This is a genomic window from Dermacoccus sp. SAI-028 (assembly GCF_004346775.1).
Lineage (GTDB): Bacteria > Actinomycetota > Actinomycetes > Actinomycetales > Dermatophilaceae > Dermacoccus > Dermacoccus nishinomiyaensis.
Genome location: NZ_SMFS01000001.1, coordinates 2,707,190 through 2,721,673, shown reverse-complemented (window position 1 = coordinate 2,721,673; position 14,484 = coordinate 2,707,190). Strand labels below are relative to the sequence as shown.

Here is a 14,484-nt window from a genome sequence, read left to right as displayed (position 1 = left end):
CAACCGCACCACCTTCAAGGAGACAACCATGATCGCCACCACCCGCCGTACCCGTGACGAGCTGCTGCGCCGCTGGCGCGCCGCGAGCGAAGCCGCCGAGCACGGCATGTCGACCGCCGAGTACGCCGTCGGCACCATCGCCGCCGTCGCGTTCGCCGCTGTGCTCATCGCCATCGTCAAGTCCGACACCGTCCGATCCGCGCTCGAGGGCATCTTCTCCTCGGCACTGTCGACGCGCTGACGGCGAGGGCGACGATGACCACGCGGGCGACGGCGCTGGGGGTGGCGAGGGCGACCTCGTCGCGGGCGACGCTCACGGCGACGAGTGCTCCATCGACTCGAACGGCTCGGCCTGCGGCCGGTCGGGCGTCGACGAAGCCTGCGTCCGCGACCATGGGATGCAATCTGCCCACATGGTTGCGCCGTCGTTGGTTGGTCGACGAATCAGGCATGGCTACAGCGGAATTCGCCGTTGCGCTGCCCGCCGTTGTTGTCGTCGTCTCGCTCGTCGTCGCCCTCACGCAGTTGTTGTTGACCCATCATCGGACGTGGAACGCCGCCTCCGTCGCCGCCCGTTCGGCCGCCAGGGGTGACGGCGACGACGCCGTACGTCGCGCCGTCGCCGCGACGGGCGTGCCGGCGACGTTGAGCGTCGCTCGCGACGGCGGGTGGGTGACGGTCTCGCTCGTCGCCCGCCCGCCGTCGCCCCTCGGCTGGGTGCTGCCCGATGTCACGGCCCGTGCGGTGGCCGCTCAGGAAGAGGGCCCATGATCTGGCGATCCCGACAGCCGCGTCTACCCCAGCACGGGTCGACGCGTTCGTCGCAGCCGTCCCATCTGTGGCGCCAGCTGCCGCGCGCGTGTCGACGGACGTGGTCGCGGTCGTCCGCGCAAACACAAACACCGACACCGGCAAGGTCACGGACACCTGATCCGCGCGCACCTCGGACTCCGAGCGAGCGTGGTGGTGCGAGCGTCGTCATGGTGGGCGTCGTCGGGATGCTCGTCGCGCTGTTCGCGGGTGTCGCGACGTATGCGCGCATCGCCGTCGACGCCGAGCGCGTGAGGCTCGCGGCGGATCACGCGGCGCTGGCGGGTGCGTCCGTCGTGCTCGGCGCAGCGCGCCTGCCGGCAGGGGACGCCTGCGCGGCCGCCGGGCACAGTGCTCGCCTCAACGACGCGACGCTCGCGAGCTGCACCGAGCTGTCGACGGGGGTGCAGGTGACGGCACGTCGGGCCTCGGCCCTCGGGCACGAGGTGACAGCGACCGCCCGCGCCGGCGCGCCCGAAGACCACTCGGCCAGACAGACGTCAGCACCCCCGTCGCCGGTGTCAGGGCCGCACTCGACGGGTCGACAACCGGCCTCAGCCGCCCTCGAGGCGACGCGAGTCGTCGTCAGGCGCGTCGGCGAGGACGCACTCGAGCAGTGTGAGGGCGCCGGCCTTGTCGAGCGGGGAGTTGCCGTTGCCGCACTTGGGCGACTGGATGCAGGCCGGACAGCCGTGTTCGCAGCCACAGGAGACGATGGCGTCCTGCGTGGCGCGCAGCCACGTCGCCGCCCGTTCGTAGGCGCGCTCGGCAAAACCCGAGCCGCCGGGCAGGGCGTCGTAGACGACGACGGTGGGCATGTCCGTGTCGGGGTGCAGCGCGGTCGAGACGCCACCGACGTCCCACCGGTCACCCTGCGCGACGAGCGAGATCAGCCCGATCGAGCAGTGCTCGGCCGCGTGCAGAGCCCCGGGCGCGCTCTCTGGTGTCACGCCGGCGTCGAGCAGGTGCTCCTCGGGAACCGTCCACCACACACCCTTCGTCATGAGAGTGCGCTCGGGCAGATCGAGCGGGTGCTCACCGATGACCTCGCCCGAGGGCAGCCGTCGCAGAAAGCTCGTCACCTGCGTGCGCACCCGAATGGTGCCGTAGTGGACGCCGACGGCACCCCATGTCTGCGACCGACCCTCCTCGAGGATGTCGAACGAGCTGACGGAGCGAGCCGCCGTCGACCACCCCGGGTTGCCGCGCACGACGTGCGCACTGCCGTCGTCGAGGTCGAGGGACGTCACGACGAACGTGCGCCCTTGATGGACGTACACCGCGCCCGGGAAGACGCTCGAGTGGGCGCGCTCCCCGTCGACCGTGCCGAGCACGGCCCCGGTGCGCGACTCGACGATGCGCACGTCACTGCCGCCGTCGCCCCGCAACGAGACGTGGTCGCCGGGCCGGTCGTCGCGCGCCCAGTACCAGCCGCTCGGACGCCGACGCAGGACGCGCTGGGCGACGAGCGCCTCGACGAGCGGCCACATGTCCGCGCCGAAGAGAGCCTCGTCGGCGGCCGTCAGGGGCAGTTCGGCAGCGGCGCTCGCGAGCTGCGGCCCGAGCACGTACGGGTTGCTCGGATCGACGACGGTCGCCTCGACCGGGCGGTCGAAGAACACATCGGGATGATGGACGAGATAGGTGTCGAGCGGATCGTCGGCGGCGACGAAGACGGCGAGCGCGTCACGCCCCGAGCGCCCCGCCCGCCCGCTCTGCTGATGCAGCGACGCGACCGTCCCCGGCCACCCGGCGAGCAGGACGGCGTCGAGGCCGCTGACGTCGATGCCGAGCTCGAGCGCGCTCGTGGCGGCCACCCCGGCGAGGGTGCCGTCGCGCAGCCCGCATTCGACGGTGCGGCGTTCCTCGGGCAGGTAACCCCCGCGATAGGCAGCGACGAGGTCGGGGTCGAACCCGTGGTTCCACAGGCGGTTTCGCGCCATGTCGGCCATCACCTCGACACCCACACGCGAGCGCGCGAACGCGAGCGTCTGCACGCCGCGCCCGACCAGTTCGCCGAACAAGTCGGCCGTTTCGGCGACGGCACTACGACGCCCGAGGTCTTCGACTGTGAGGCCATCGTCCGCGCCGCCTTCCTGGGCGGCGCCACGATCCTGGGCAGAGCCAGGAGCAGCCTGGGCCGCGTCGCCATCCCGCGCGGCGTCGCCATCCTCGTCGCTCATCGCATCTGTGGCTGCCGCCACGGCCTCACCCATGGCCTCTGCCGCGCCCGGGGGCGGGCCGGGCTCCCACAGCGCGAACGTCAGGGCTGGGCTCGGCGAGCCGTCGTCGGTGACGGCGTCGACGTCGAGGCCTGTCAGAGCGCGGGCGTGTGCGGCGGGTTCACCGGAGGTCGCGGAGGCGAGCACGAACGTCGGGTGACTGCCGTAGCGCGCGGCGACACGGCGCAGACGTCGGATGACGCCGGCCGTGTGGGCGCCGAACACGCCGCGATAGACATGGCACTCGTCGATGACGACGAGGCGCAGCGAGCGCCAGAAGATCGACCAGCGTTCGTGAGCGGGCAGCATCGAGTGGTGGAGCAGATCCGGGTTGGTCAGGATGATGCCGGCGTGGTCGCGGATCCAGCGTCGCTCGTCCGGGGGAGTGTCACCGTCGAGCGTCGCGATGCGCGCACCCGGGATGGCGAGGGCGTCGAGGCGCGCGCGTTGGTCGGCGGCGAGCGCCTTCGTGGGCGAGAGGTAGAGCGTCGTGGCTCCGCGGATCGCCGCGAGCGCGCTGACGGGCGGGTCGCCGGGGCGGCGCGCGAAGTCGGCGCCGTCGACGGCAGCCGTCAGCATCGGCACCTGGTAGGCGAGCGACTTGCCCGAGGCGGTTCCGGTCGCGACGACGACGTGGCGGCGCTCGAACACGGCGTCGAGTGCGGTTCGTTGATGCGACCACAGGTGGTGGATTCCCTTGCCCTCGAACGCAGCTCGAACCGCAGGCGCCACCGCGTCGGGCCACTCGGCGAGCGAGGCCTCACGGGCGGGGCGCGTGCGCACGTGGGTGACACCACCGGTGCCGGCGTCACGCAGCGCGTCGAGCCATTGCTCGGGGCCCGCACCGTCAGTGCGCGTGACCGCAGAACTCATGCGCACCCTCCACCCTGGATGTCACCTCGAAGGAGATGAATGTGAAATCAACTTGCATTGACTTTTCGGCTTCCTGTGACAAAACTGAATTCCCAGAGAGCAGGCCTCGCCTGCGCCAGGATGAACCGTCGAGCAGCAGGAGCCCGGGCCGCGTGGAACTCAGAGTGAACCTTCGCCGGGACGACGGCATCGCCGTCATCGCCTTCGCCGGGGAGGTCGACGTGTACACCGCCCCCGTTCTGCGGGACGCCATTTCGAAGGTGCTCGCCGCCGGTGACAAGGCGATGGTCGTCGACATGAGCGAGGTCAGCTTCCTCGATTCGACCGGCCTCGGTGTGCTCGTGGGCCGCCTCAAGGCCGTTCGGATGCTCGAGGGGGTCATGCGGGTCGTCATCACCAATCCCCGGGTGCTCCGCAACTTCCAGATCACCGGCCTCGAGAAGATCTTCACCATCGATTCCACCGCCGCTGACGCCGTCGCGGCGGTCAAGGCGGGCGCCTGACGCTCCGCCGGCGCGCGCCGGTCCTCATGGGGTCGGCGGCGTGCACCAGGTCAACGCCATACTGGGGTCATGTCTTCCCCGGCCCCTCACGTCGACGATTCCACGCGCGATCAGCTCGTCGCTCTGCGCGCTGACCTCGCTGCGGCGCCCTACACCGTCGAGGCGGTCGCCGACGTCCTCGGCCCGAGTGCGTCGGCCGCGCTGCACCGCGAACAGCCGACGGCTGCTCGCCGCATCCTGGCCGACGACGACAGTCCTGTCGCGACGATGGTGGCACTGTTCACGCTCGGTGGGCGCATGAGTCCGGCGCGGATCGAGGCGGCCTTCCCCGCCGCGGGGGTCGACGGTCTCACGGCGCTCGGGCTGCTCGCCGACGACGACACCCTCGAGCAGATGCGCGGAGACGGGGACGACCGCATTCTCGTCGCTACGTGCGACCTGCGCCCGTACGGCGACGAGACGTCGTCATGGTGGCTGGCATCGGATCTCTCGGAGATCGCGACGGGCCAGGTGCTCGAACCCGATCATGTGCTCGGCATCGGTGGCGCGTCGACGACCCTCGCAAGATGGACCCCGCGACGCACCGTCCGCAGCGCCCTCGACCTCGGCACCGGCTGCGGTGTTCAGGCCGCGCACCTCGCGGGCCACGTCGAGCACATCGTCGCCTCGGACCTCGCGACACGCGCGCTCGCCTTCGTCTGCTTCAACGCCGCCCTCAACGATCTCGACGTCGAGGTGCTCGCCGGTTCGATGCTCGAACCGGTCGCCGGCCGCCGATTCGACCTCATCGTGAGCAACCCGCCGTTCGTCATCACGCCGCGTCGCCCCGGCATGCCCGAGTACGAGTACCGCGACGGCGGTGCGGTGGGTGACGCCGTCGTGCGCAACCTGGTTCGCGACGTCGGCGCCCACCTCGAACCCGGTGGTGTCGCACAGTTCCTCGGCAACTGGGAGATGCGCGACGGCGAGACGTTCGAAGACGTCTGGGAGCGATGGCTCGACGGCGTCGACCTCGATGCGCTCGTGGTGCAGCGCGAGGTGCAGGATCCGTGTGAATACGCCGAACTGTGGGCGCGTGACGGTGGCGCGCCCGTCGGGTCGCCCGAGTACGACGCCATGTACTCGGCCTGGCTCGACGACTTCGCGGCGCGCGGCGTCGAGCGCATCGGCTTCGGCATCATCACGCTCCAGAGGCCGGCCGAACCCCGTCCCCGGTTCACCGATCTGCTCGACGAGCGCGGCTCTGTCGCCGCCGCCATGGGCCCGACGATCGACGCAGGTCTCGCCGCGCGGGCGTGGATGGCGCGTGTCGGAGACGACGCGGTGCTCGACTCGTTCTGGCAGGCCGCGCCGGACGTCACGGAGGAGCGTCACACGAAGCCCGGAGCGAGCGACCCGAGCGTCATCATGATCCGTCAGGGCGGCGGGTTCGGCATGTCGATCCAGGCCGACACCGTGCTCGCCGCGTTCCTGTCGGTCTGCGACGGATCGATGACGGCGCGCACGGCGCTGGAGGCCATCGCAACGCTCGTCGACGTGCCCGCTGACGACGCCGTCCGCGGCACGCTGCCGCTGCTGAAGCGCCTCGTCGCCAACGGTTTCCTCACCCGCGTCGAGCGCTGAGCACCTCTGCGATCCCTGTACCCTTCTGCGCTTTTCGTCCACATTCGAATGTGGACGAAAAGCGCAGAAGGGTACGTAGATCGCAGTTGAGTACGGCCGGGGCGTCAGGCCAGCTGCCAGCTGCGCTTGCTCAGGCCGTACCAGAAGCCGTCGACGGTGGTCTGCGCTGACGCCGACGCCGCTCCGTCCGGGTTGGCGGCGCCGAGCGCGACGTAGAGCGGTGCCCAGTGCTCGGTGCGCGGGTGCGCCTCATGGGCGGCGGGGGCCTTCGTCATGAAGTCGAACAGCGCGTCGAGGTCGCCGCTCGCCATCGTCTCGGCGGCCCAGTGGTCGAACTCCGACGACGGCGCTGGCGGGGCGTCGTCAGCGTCACCACTCGGACGGAACCACCGCAGGTTGTGGGTCGTGAACCCGGAACCGATGATGAGCGTCCCCGCGTCGCGCAGCGGCGCGAGCTTGCGGCCCAGCTCGAACAGCTCGACGGGGTCGAGCGTCGGCATCGACATCTGCAGGACGGGCACGTCGGCGTCGGGGAACATCTCGACGAGGGGGACGTACGCGCCGTGGTCGAGACCGCGTGATGGGTCCTGGTGCACGGGCCGCTCGGGTGTGCCGACGAGGCGGGCCACCGATTCGGCGAGTTCGGGCGCGGCGGGCGCGTCGTACGTCACCTCGTAGTACTTCTGCGGGAATCCCCAGAAGTCGTAGGTGAGCCCGGCGCCGCTCGTCGACGACACAGTGACGGGCGCATTCTCCCAGTGCGCCGAGACCATGAGGATCTGCTTCGGCTTGGGCAGTTCCTTGCCCCAGGCGGCCAGTTCGGCGGTCCAGGTCGCATCGTCCGCGAGGGGCGGCGCGCCGTGGCTGAGATAGGCGACGGGGAGTCGGTCGTCGGTGGCCTGTGTCGAGGTGCTCATACTGACGAAACTAGTTGACGTATCAACTTTATTCCAGTGGGTCCTCGAGTAGCCGGAACACCGCTCTCGGCCGTCCTCGACATTCCGCTCCGCCCTCGGGCGTCGGTGCAGGGCAGCGCTGTGGGTGCGGGGCCGGGGCGGCGTCACGCGGCCGGACCCGTCACGTCTGGGTCGCGGTGACCCTCCCGCGTCGCGACGGAGGTGCTCCCGCTGCCCCACGACCGGCTGTCGGTCCCGTCGGGTACGGTCTAGACGACCGCACGCGAAGGCGACGACGAATCCGTGGCCCGTGCGCGAACCGAAGGAGCACCCCAGTGGCGTCAGGCAAGAAACTCGTCATCGTCGAATCGCCCTCGAAGGGCAACAAGATCGCGTCTTATCTGGGCAGCGACTACGTCGTCGATGCCAGCGTCGGGCACATCCGTGACCTGCCGACGCCGAGCGAGATGCCCGCCGACATGAAGAAGGGCCCGTACGGCAAGTTCGCCGTCGACGTCGACAATGGTTTCGCGCCGTACTACGTCGTCGACGCGAACAAGAAGAAGAAGGTCGCCGAGCTCAAGCGCGCTCTGAAGGACGCCGACGAGCTCTACCTCGCCACCGATGAGGACCGCGAGGGCGAGGCCATCGCGTGGCACCTGCTCGAGACGCTGAAGCCGAAGGTGCCGGTCAAGCGCATGGTCTTCCACGAGGTGACGAAGGAAGCCATCCAGCGCGCCGTCAACGACACGCGCGAGCTCGACATGCAGATGGTCAACGCGCAGGAGACGCGCCGCATCCTCGACCGTCTCTACGGCTACGAGGTGTCGCCGGTGCTGTGGCGCAAGGTGCGTGCGGGCCTGTCGGCCGGGCGTGTGCAGTCGGTCGCGACGCGCATGGTCGTCGAGCGTGAGCGGGAGCGCATGGCGTTCCGCGCCGCGTCGTACTGGGACGTCGAGGGCGAGTTCGAGGCGAAGTCGAGCCAAGCGTTCACCGCCAAGCTGACGGGCGTCGACGGCGAGCGGGTCGCCTCCGGCCGCGACTTCGGCGACGACGGGCGCCTCAAGAGCTCGGGCGTGCGCCACCTCGACGGTGCGGCGGCCGAGAAGATCGCTGAGGCGACGCGAGCCGGCCACGCCGAGGTCAGTGCCGTCAGCGAGAAGCCGTACTCGCGCAAGCCGAGCGCGCCGTTCATCACCTCGACGCTGCAGCAGGAGGCCAGCCGCAAGCTGCGTCTGGGCTCGAAGGACACGATGCGCGTCGCGCAGCGCCTGTACGAGAACGGCTACATCACGTACATGCGTACCGACTCGGTCGCCCTGTCCGAGCAGGCCATCAGCGCCGCGCGTCAGCAGGCGCGCGACCTGTACGGCGCCGAATACGTGCCGGACGCTCCCCGCCGTTACGCGGGCAAGTCGAAGAACGCGCAGGAGGCGCACGAGGCGATCCGCCCGGCCGGTGATCGCTTCCGCACGCCCGCCCAGGTCGCCGGTGAGCTGCGCGGCACCGAGTTCGCGTTGTACGAGCTGATCTGGAAGCGCACCGTCGCCTCGCAGATGGCGGACGCGAAGGGTTCGACGGCGTCGGTGAAGGTCGCCGTCGGGGTCGAGAGTTCGGGTATCGCCAAGCGCGCCGAGTACTCGGCGAGCGGCACCGTCATCACGTTCCGTGGTTTTCTCGCCGCCTACGAGGAGGGCCGCGACGCCGATCGTTACTCGAACGATGACGGCGAGCGTCGCCTGCCCAAGCTGTCCGAGGGTGTCGGCCTCGACGTGCTGCGCGCCGAGGCGTTGGGGCACGAGACGTCGCCGCCCGCGCGTTACACCGAGGCGACGCTGACGAAGGCACTCGAGGAGCGCGGCATCGGCCGCCCGTCGACGTACGCCGCGACGGTCGGCACGATCCAGGATCGCGGGTACGTGCGAACGCGCGGCAGCGCGCTCATCCCGACATGGCTCGCGTTCGCGGTGACGAACCTGCTCGAGACGCACTTCCCCAGCCTCGTCGACTACGACTTCACCGCCTCGATGGAGGAGGGGCTCGACCGCATCGCCGCCGGTGACGAGGAGCGCGCGGCCTGGCTCACGCGCTTCTACTTCGGCGACGAGGGTGAGTCGGCCGAGGGCCTCAAGCAACTCGTCGACGACCTCGGCGACATCGACGCACGCGAGATCTCCACCATTCCGATCGGCGAGGGTCTCGTCGTGCGCGTCGGGCGGTACGGGCCGTACGTCGAGGAGGAGGTGCCGAACGGCATCGACCCGGCGACGGGTGAGGTCAAGGAGGGCTTCGACCCCGAGAAGGTCGGCGAGAAGCCGCGGCGCGCGTCGATCACGGACGACATCGCGCCCGACGAGATGACGCCTGCGAAGATCCGCGAGCTGCTCGACGCCTCCGACGACGACGGCCGCGTCCTCGGCACCGACCCCGAGTCGGGCCACGAGATCGTCGCCAAGTCGGGACGCTACGGCCCGTACGTCACCGAGGTGCTGCCGGAGGTGACGCCTGCCGACGGTGAGAAGCCGAAGAAGAAGGCGGCGAAGCCGAAGCCGCGCACGGCGTCGCTGTTCAAGGACATGGATCTCGCGACGATCGAGCTCGACACCGCCCTCAAGCTGTTGTCGCTGCCGCGCGTCGTCGGCGTCGTCGAAGAGAAGGCGACGGCCGAAGACGGCACGGAGACGACGAAGCAGGTCGAGATCACCGCGCAGAACGGGCGCTACGGGCCGTACCTGAAGAAGGGCACCGACTCGCGCTCGCTCGAGAACGAGGCGCAGCTGTTCACGATCACGCTCGAGGAGGCCGAGGCGATCTACGCCCAGCCGAAGCAACGTGGCCGCGCCGCCGCGAAGCCGCCGCTCAAGGAGTTCGGCGCCGACCCGACGTCCGGCAAGCCCGTCGTCGTCAAGGACGGCCGCTTCGGCGAGTACGTCACCGACGGCGAGACCAACGCGACGCTGCGCAAGGACGACGACGTCGAGACACTGACGGCCGAGCGGGCCTACGAGCTGCTCGCCGAGAAACGCGCCAAGGGCCCCTCGACGCGCAAGAAGGCCGCCAAGAAGTCGACGAAGAAGGCTGCGACGAAGAAGACCGCCGCCAAGAAGACGACGACGAAGAAGACCGCTGCGAAAAAGACGACGGCCAAGAAGGCCTGACGACTCGCAGCAGCGTCATGACACCCCGGTTCGAGTGTTGCTCGAGCTGGGGCATCGTCTGTCAGCGGATGAACGCGTCGAACGCGGCGATGCTCGCGTCGCATGCGGCGGCGTCCCCGTCAGGGGTGGCGAGGTCGGTGAAGAGGTGGCCTTCGCCGGGTACGACGACGTCGTCGAACGGCGCGCCCGAGGCGGTGACGGCGTCGCGCAGCGCGGTGACGTCGGGTTCGCTGATGAACGGGTCGACAGCATGGCGATGCACCTGGACGGGGACGCCGTTCCATGTTCCGTCGCGCGGCGCCTCGACGTTGTGCAGGAGCACAGCGGCACGCGCGTCGGGCCGCTTCGCCGCGAATGCCTGAGCGAAGAACGCGCCGAGCGAGAAACCGGCGAGGACGGCGTCGGCGGGCGCGTCGTCGAGTGCCGTGCGCGCACGATCCATGAGGGCGCGAACGCCCACGGCGTCGCGGTGGGCGAGCCCGTCGTCGGTCGAGACGAACACGTGCCCGTCGTAGTAGTCGGGGGTGACGACGACGTGGCCGAGCCCGCGCAGGGCGTCAGCGAAGTCGAGGACGGCCGTGCGCAGGCCGAGCGCTGAGTGGAACAGGACGATGTGAGCCATGGTCCCAGTGTCGTTCTTGAACGTGTTCAAAACATGCGAGGATGGGTGAGAGATGCGGCGCCGATGGGCGCGGCAGGACGACCGGGAGAGACATCGTGGCGAAGATGCTCGGCGCAGGAATGACGGGGGCGGGCGCGTCGAGCGCCGGCTCGCTTTCGGGGTCGCGAACGTCCGTGTGGCACACGGGCGGGCGGGCCGCCGTCATCGGTGTGGGGTCTGTGGCGGCGGGTTTCGTCGTCTCGTCGGTCGCTGTCGCCGTCGCCTGGGTCCGCGGCCCTGCCGATGCCTACTCGCCCGCAAACTGGCTGAGTGACGCCGGGCTGGCGCTGGCGCTGCCGTGCGCCGTCATTGCGTGGGGCCTCGCGGCGTGGTCGTTGCACCTGACACGGGGGCTCACGATGGGGGCGCGGCAGTTCTCGCTCGTGCTGTGGGGCGCGGCGACGCCGTGCGTCTACGGCTTTCTCGCGATGCTCTCGTTCGGTGTGTTCGGTGGCGACTGGGCCGGTGGCGGGCTCTTCTGGTCGGCGACGACCCTGATCGGCTTCTGCATCTGGTTCGTCACGTTGACGCCGATGTTCATCATGCTCATCGCACGGCCTCTGCTCTCGCGCGACCCGGCGACGGTGCCAGACTTGCCCGGGGCCGCTGCGGTGAACGGTCGCGACGAGCGCGACGAGGACATCGAAACCGGGATGATTGGCGCGCGCGCCTGCCTGCGAGAGGTCTTTCGGCGCGAACCTTGACCCTGACGTGACGTGAGGCGATGGAGTGAGGTCATGACCGACGAACTGACGGTGGGGCAGGTGGCGGCACGTTTCGGCGTCACCGTCCGCACGCTGCATCACTACGACGCGATCGGGCTCGTGCGTCCGAGCGAACGTGGCTGGAACGGATACCGGCTGTACACGCCGGCGGACGTGCAACGCCTCGCTCGGGTCGTGCTGCTACGGCGCCTCGAGATGCCGCTCGCGGACATCGCCGAGGCGCTCGACGAACCGGCCGTGCTGGCGGCACTCCTCGTCGAGCACAGGGAAGCGGTCATGGCCAGGCGCGACGAGCTCGATGCGCTGGTCGACGCGATCGACACCGCACTCACATCGGAGGCAACCATGAGCAAATATCAGATCAGCAGCGCCGAGATGAAGGAGATCTTCGGCACCGGTTACGACGAGGCGTACGACGTCGAGGCGCAACAGCGTTGGGGTGGGACGGAGGAATTCGCAGAATCCCGGCGCCGCGCCAAGAGCTACGACAAGGCGACCTGGCATCGCATCAAGGCCGAGTCGGACGAGGTGTTGGCGGCATTCGCCACGGCGATGCGTGACGGCGCGGCACCCGGCAGCGCGCAGGCCGACGCCGCAGTTCAGGCGCACCGCGACCAGATCGAACGCTGGTTCAATCCGGTGCCTCTGCCGATGCTCCGGGGGATGGGCGCCATGTACAGCACCGACCCACGCTTCGCGCAGACCTACGACGACGTCGAGCCCGGCCTTGCCGCGTACGTCACGGAGGTGATCGCCGCCTACTGTGACAGCCGGGGCTGACGGTCGACACGCGTCCCTCTCGCCGGGGCCGTGCTGCCGGCGGGCGTGGACCGCTGCCCGACTTTTGTGCATCTGCACGAGGAATGTGCCGCATATTCCTCGTGCAGATGCGCAAAAGTCGCGCAGCTGGCAGGCGGCGCTTGTCGCGACCCCGTACGGTGGCCCAGCGACGCTCCCCAGCAGGCGATTTCTGCGAGTTTCCGGGGTTGTCGGACGCACTGGGTAGGGTGAGCGCCATGCCCGACGACCTGCGCCTCGACGTCGAAACGCTGCGCGCCTCGAGTGACGTCATCAGCGACGCCACGACCGACGCCGTCGCAGATGTCGACGCCAACACCAAGGGCGCACCAAGTGTCAGCACCGCAGCCGGCGACGAGGTCGCGGCCGACGTTGCCGCGCACGGGCTGTTCGTCACGTTCGAAGGTGGTGACGGCGCGGGCAAGACGACGCAGATCGAGCGTGCCGCTGCGTGGCTGCGTGAACTGGGCCGTGAGGTCGTCATCACGCGTGAACCGGGCGGTACCCCGCTGGGCGTGGAGATCAGGCGGCTCCTGCTCCATGGCGACGACGTCGCGTCGCGCGCCGAGGCCCTGCTCTACGCCGCCGACCGGGCGCACCACGTCGAGACGCTCGTGCGACCGGCCCTCGCGCGCGGTGCGGTAGTGCTGCAGGATCGCTACATCGACTCCTCGATCGCCTACCAGGGCGCCGGTCGTGCGCTGGCCGCCGACGACGTCGAGTCCATCTCACGCTGGGCGACGCGCGGGCTGACGCCGGACGTCACGGTGCTCATCGACGTCTCGCCCGAGGTCGCGCGCGAACGTCGCGGCGCGCGCGGTGCCGAAGACAGGCTCGAACGTGAGGCCGACGACTTCCACACCCGCGTGCGCGAGCACTTCCTCTGCCTCGCCGCGCGCGACGAGGCGCGCTACCTCGTCCTCGACGCGGGTCGCTCGCGCGACGACCTCACCGCCGCCGTCCGCACACGACTCGAACAGCTCCTCAAGAGCGGCACGACGCGCGCATCAGGCGGCCCCTCATGAGTGACGTCGCGACGACCCGCCGGGTGCCGGGCGTCGGCGAGGGCGTATGGCGTGATCTCGTCGGTCAACAGGAGGCGGTGCGCACGTTGAGCGAGGCCGTCGGCGACGCCCGTCGCATGACGCATGCGTGGCTCATCACCGGCCCGCCCGGCTCGGGCCGTTCCAACGCGGCTCGCTCGTTCGCTGCCGCGCTCGAGTGCCCGCAGGGCGGGTGCGGGGAGTGTCGCGAGTGCCGGACGACGATCGACGGCTCCCACGCCGACGTGCAGATCGTCTCGACGAGCGGCCTCACGATCCAGGTGCGCGAAGCGCGCGATCTGGCGTTGCAGGCGCAGTCGTCGCCGACGGTCGGGCGCTGGCGCGTCATCGTCATCGAGGACGCCGACCGTCTCACCGAACGCGCCGCCGACGCGCTGCTCAAGGCGCTCGAAGAACCCGTCCCGCGCACCGTGTGGCTGCTGTGCGCGCCGAGCGTCGAGGACGTCATCGTGACGATCCGCAGCCGTTCACGCCACGTCCGCCTGCGCATCCCGCCGCCCGACGACGTCGCCGAACTGCTCGTGCGCCGCGACGGCGTCGACCCCGCCATGGCGGCGTACGCGGCACGCGCGGCGCAGTCGCACATCGGCATCGCGCGGCGCCTGGCGCGTGACGAGGGGGCGCGCATCCGGCGGCGCGAGACGATCCTGCTCGCGCTGCGTATCCGCGGGCTCGGCGACGCCATGAAGGCGGCAGCTGATCTCGCCTCGATCGCCGAGGACGAGTCGGGCGCATCGTCGGGGGAGCGCAACGCCGCCGAGAAGGCCAAGCTGATGGAGCAGCTCGGCGCCGACCCGAGCGCGCGCACGCAGCCGCCGCACGTGCGCTCGGCGATCAACCAGCTCGAGAAGGAGCAGAAGACGCGGGCGACGCGTTTCGGTCGTGACGTCATCGACCGCGCCCTCGTCGATCTCGCCTCGATATATCGCGACGCGCTCGTGGTGCGCTGGGGCGATCCGGTGCCGCTCGTGAACGCCGACATCGTCGACGACGTCGGCCGGCTCGCGCGCGCGTTCACCCCCGAAGGGCTGCTGCTCGCGCTCGACGCCATCAGCACCGCGCGTGAGCGCATCGCCGCCAACGTCCCCCCGCTGCTGGCCCTCGAAGCCATGTGCATCTCGCTCGAACTGCCCTCATGAGGCAGCCGGATA

12 protein-coding genes and 1 pseudogene are annotated in these 14,484 nt (G+C 70.1%); 10 read left to right on the top strand and 3 right to left on the bottom strand.

What is annotated here, in order from left to right; all coding sequences use genetic code 11:
- Positions 1-28 precede the first annotated feature (28 nt).
- From EDC82_RS12405 to EDC82_RS15295, 3 genes and pseudogenes are all read left to right on the top strand, one after another.
- A complete protein-coding gene (locus EDC82_RS12405) occupies positions 29-241 on the top strand; it encodes a DUF4244 domain-containing protein (RefSeq protein ID WP_006943941.1) in 213 nt (70 codons plus the stop codon).
- A gap of 209 nt (positions 242-450) precedes the next feature.
- Positions 451-771, top strand: a complete 321-nt coding sequence (locus EDC82_RS14615) for a TadE family type IV pilus minor pilin (RefSeq protein ID WP_038569562.1) — start codon at positions 451-453, stop codon at positions 769-771.
- Positions 768-1,271: pseudogene (locus tag EDC82_RS15295) on the top strand (Rv3654c family TadE-like protein); the annotation flags it as partial. The gene EDC82_RS14615 and the pseudogene EDC82_RS15295, both read left to right, overlap by 4 nt.
- A gap of 93 nt (positions 1,272-1,364) precedes the next feature.
- Here EDC82_RS15295 and EDC82_RS12390 read toward each other — a convergent pair.
- Positions 1,365-3,905 (bottom strand): DEAD/DEAH box helicase, encoded by a 2,541-nt coding sequence (locus tag EDC82_RS12390; protein ID WP_131941713.1) that lies wholly within the window; start codon positions 3,903-3,905, stop codon positions 1,365-1,367.
- A 152-nt stretch (positions 3,906-4,057) separates the two neighbouring features.
- Between EDC82_RS12390 and EDC82_RS12385 the strand changes: the two genes are divergently transcribed.
- Positions 4,058-4,408, top strand: a complete 351-nt coding sequence (locus EDC82_RS12385) for an STAS domain-containing protein (protein WP_038569554.1) — start codon at positions 4,058-4,060, stop codon at positions 4,406-4,408.
- 69 nt (positions 4,409-4,477) lie between these two features.
- On the top strand, positions 4,478-6,031 hold the full coding sequence (locus tag EDC82_RS12380; protein ID WP_062256413.1) for a class I SAM-dependent methyltransferase: 1,554 nt from the start codon (positions 4,478-4,480) through the stop codon (positions 6,029-6,031).
- 104 nt (positions 6,032-6,135) lie between these two features.
- On the opposite strand, the gene EDC82_RS12375 is transcribed toward EDC82_RS12380, so the two are convergent.
- Entirely contained in the window at positions 6,136-6,948 is an 813-nt protein-coding gene (locus EDC82_RS12375; RefSeq protein ID WP_062256051.1) for a dioxygenase, read from the bottom strand.
- Between the two features lie 314 nt (positions 6,949-7,262).
- On the opposite strand from EDC82_RS12375, the gene topA reads away from it, so the two are divergent.
- Positions 7,263-10,085: a type I DNA topoisomerase gene (gene topA, locus EDC82_RS12370; protein ID WP_074040161.1), complete on the top strand. Its 2,823-nt coding sequence runs from the start codon at positions 7,263-7,265 to the stop codon at positions 10,083-10,085.
- A 61-nt stretch (positions 10,086-10,146) separates the two neighbouring features.
- Here topA and EDC82_RS12365 read toward each other — a convergent pair whose 3' ends face one another.
- Positions 10,147-10,707, bottom strand: coding sequence for a dienelactone hydrolase family protein (locus tag EDC82_RS12365; RefSeq protein WP_131941711.1), 561 nt, complete (start codon positions 10,705-10,707; stop codon positions 10,147-10,149).
- A 95-nt stretch (positions 10,708-10,802) separates the two neighbouring features.
- Between EDC82_RS12365 and EDC82_RS12360 the strand changes: the two genes are divergently transcribed.
- The 4 genes from EDC82_RS12360 (at position 10,803) to EDC82_RS12345 (ending at position 14,472) form a co-directional block, all read left to right on the top strand.
- Complete coding sequence (locus tag EDC82_RS12360; RefSeq protein ID WP_062256046.1) at positions 10,803-11,450, top strand: hypothetical protein; 648 nt, start codon at positions 10,803-10,805, stop codon at positions 11,448-11,450.
- 33 nt (positions 11,451-11,483) lie between these two features.
- Positions 11,484-12,251 carry a MerR family transcriptional regulator gene (locus EDC82_RS12355; protein ID WP_062256044.1) on the top strand — a complete coding sequence of 256 codons (768 nt, stop codon included), beginning with the start codon at positions 11,484-11,486 and terminating at the stop codon, positions 12,249-12,251.
- Between the two features lie 236 nt (positions 12,252-12,487).
- Positions 12,488-13,294 carry a dTMP kinase gene (gene tmk / locus EDC82_RS12350; RefSeq protein ID WP_082740423.1) on the top strand — a complete coding sequence of 269 codons (807 nt, stop codon included), beginning with the start codon at positions 12,488-12,490 and terminating at the stop codon, positions 13,292-13,294.
- Positions 13,291-14,472 carry a DNA polymerase III subunit delta' gene (locus EDC82_RS12345; protein WP_074040169.1) on the top strand — a complete coding sequence of 394 codons (1,182 nt, stop codon included), beginning with the start codon at positions 13,291-13,293 and terminating at the stop codon, positions 14,470-14,472. Before tmk ends, EDC82_RS12345 begins: the two co-directional genes overlap by 4 nt.
- The last annotated feature ends 12 nt before the right edge of the window (positions 14,473-14,484 follow it).

What these genes read in the sequence shown, in the direction of transcription:
- EDC82_RS12355 (WP_062256044.1), top strand. Translation starts at nt 11,484, where the DNA reads ATGACCGACGAACTGACGGTGGGGCAGGTGGCGGCACGTTTCGGCGTC.
- EDC82_RS12345 (WP_074040169.1), top strand. Translation starts at nt 13,291, where the DNA reads ATGAGTGACGTCGCGACGACCCGCCGGGTGCCGGGCGTCGGCGAGGGC.
- EDC82_RS14615 (WP_038569562.1), top strand. Translation starts at nt 451, where the DNA reads ATGGCTACAGCGGAATTCGCCGTTGCGCTGCCCGCCGTTGTTGTCGTC.
- EDC82_RS12390 (WP_131941713.1), bottom strand. Translation starts at nt 3,905, where the DNA reads ATGAGTTCTGCGGTCACGCGCACTGACGGTGCGGGCCCCGAGCAATGG.
- EDC82_RS12375 (WP_062256051.1), bottom strand. Translation starts at nt 6,948, where the DNA reads ATGAGCACCTCGACACAGGCCACCGACGACCGACTCCCCGTCGCCTAT.
- EDC82_RS12380 (WP_062256413.1), top strand. Translation starts at nt 4,478, where the DNA reads ATGTCTTCCCCGGCCCCTCACGTCGACGATTCCACGCGCGATCAGCTC.
- EDC82_RS12405 (WP_006943941.1), top strand. Translation starts at nt 29, where the DNA reads ATGATCGCCACCACCCGCCGTACCCGTGACGAGCTGCTGCGCCGCTGG.
- EDC82_RS12365 (WP_131941711.1), bottom strand. Translation starts at nt 10,707, where the DNA reads ATGGCTCACATCGTCCTGTTCCACTCAGCGCTCGGCCTGCGCACGGCC.
- tmk (WP_082740423.1), top strand. Translation starts at nt 12,488, where the DNA reads ATGCCCGACGACCTGCGCCTCGACGTCGAAACGCTGCGCGCCTCGAGT.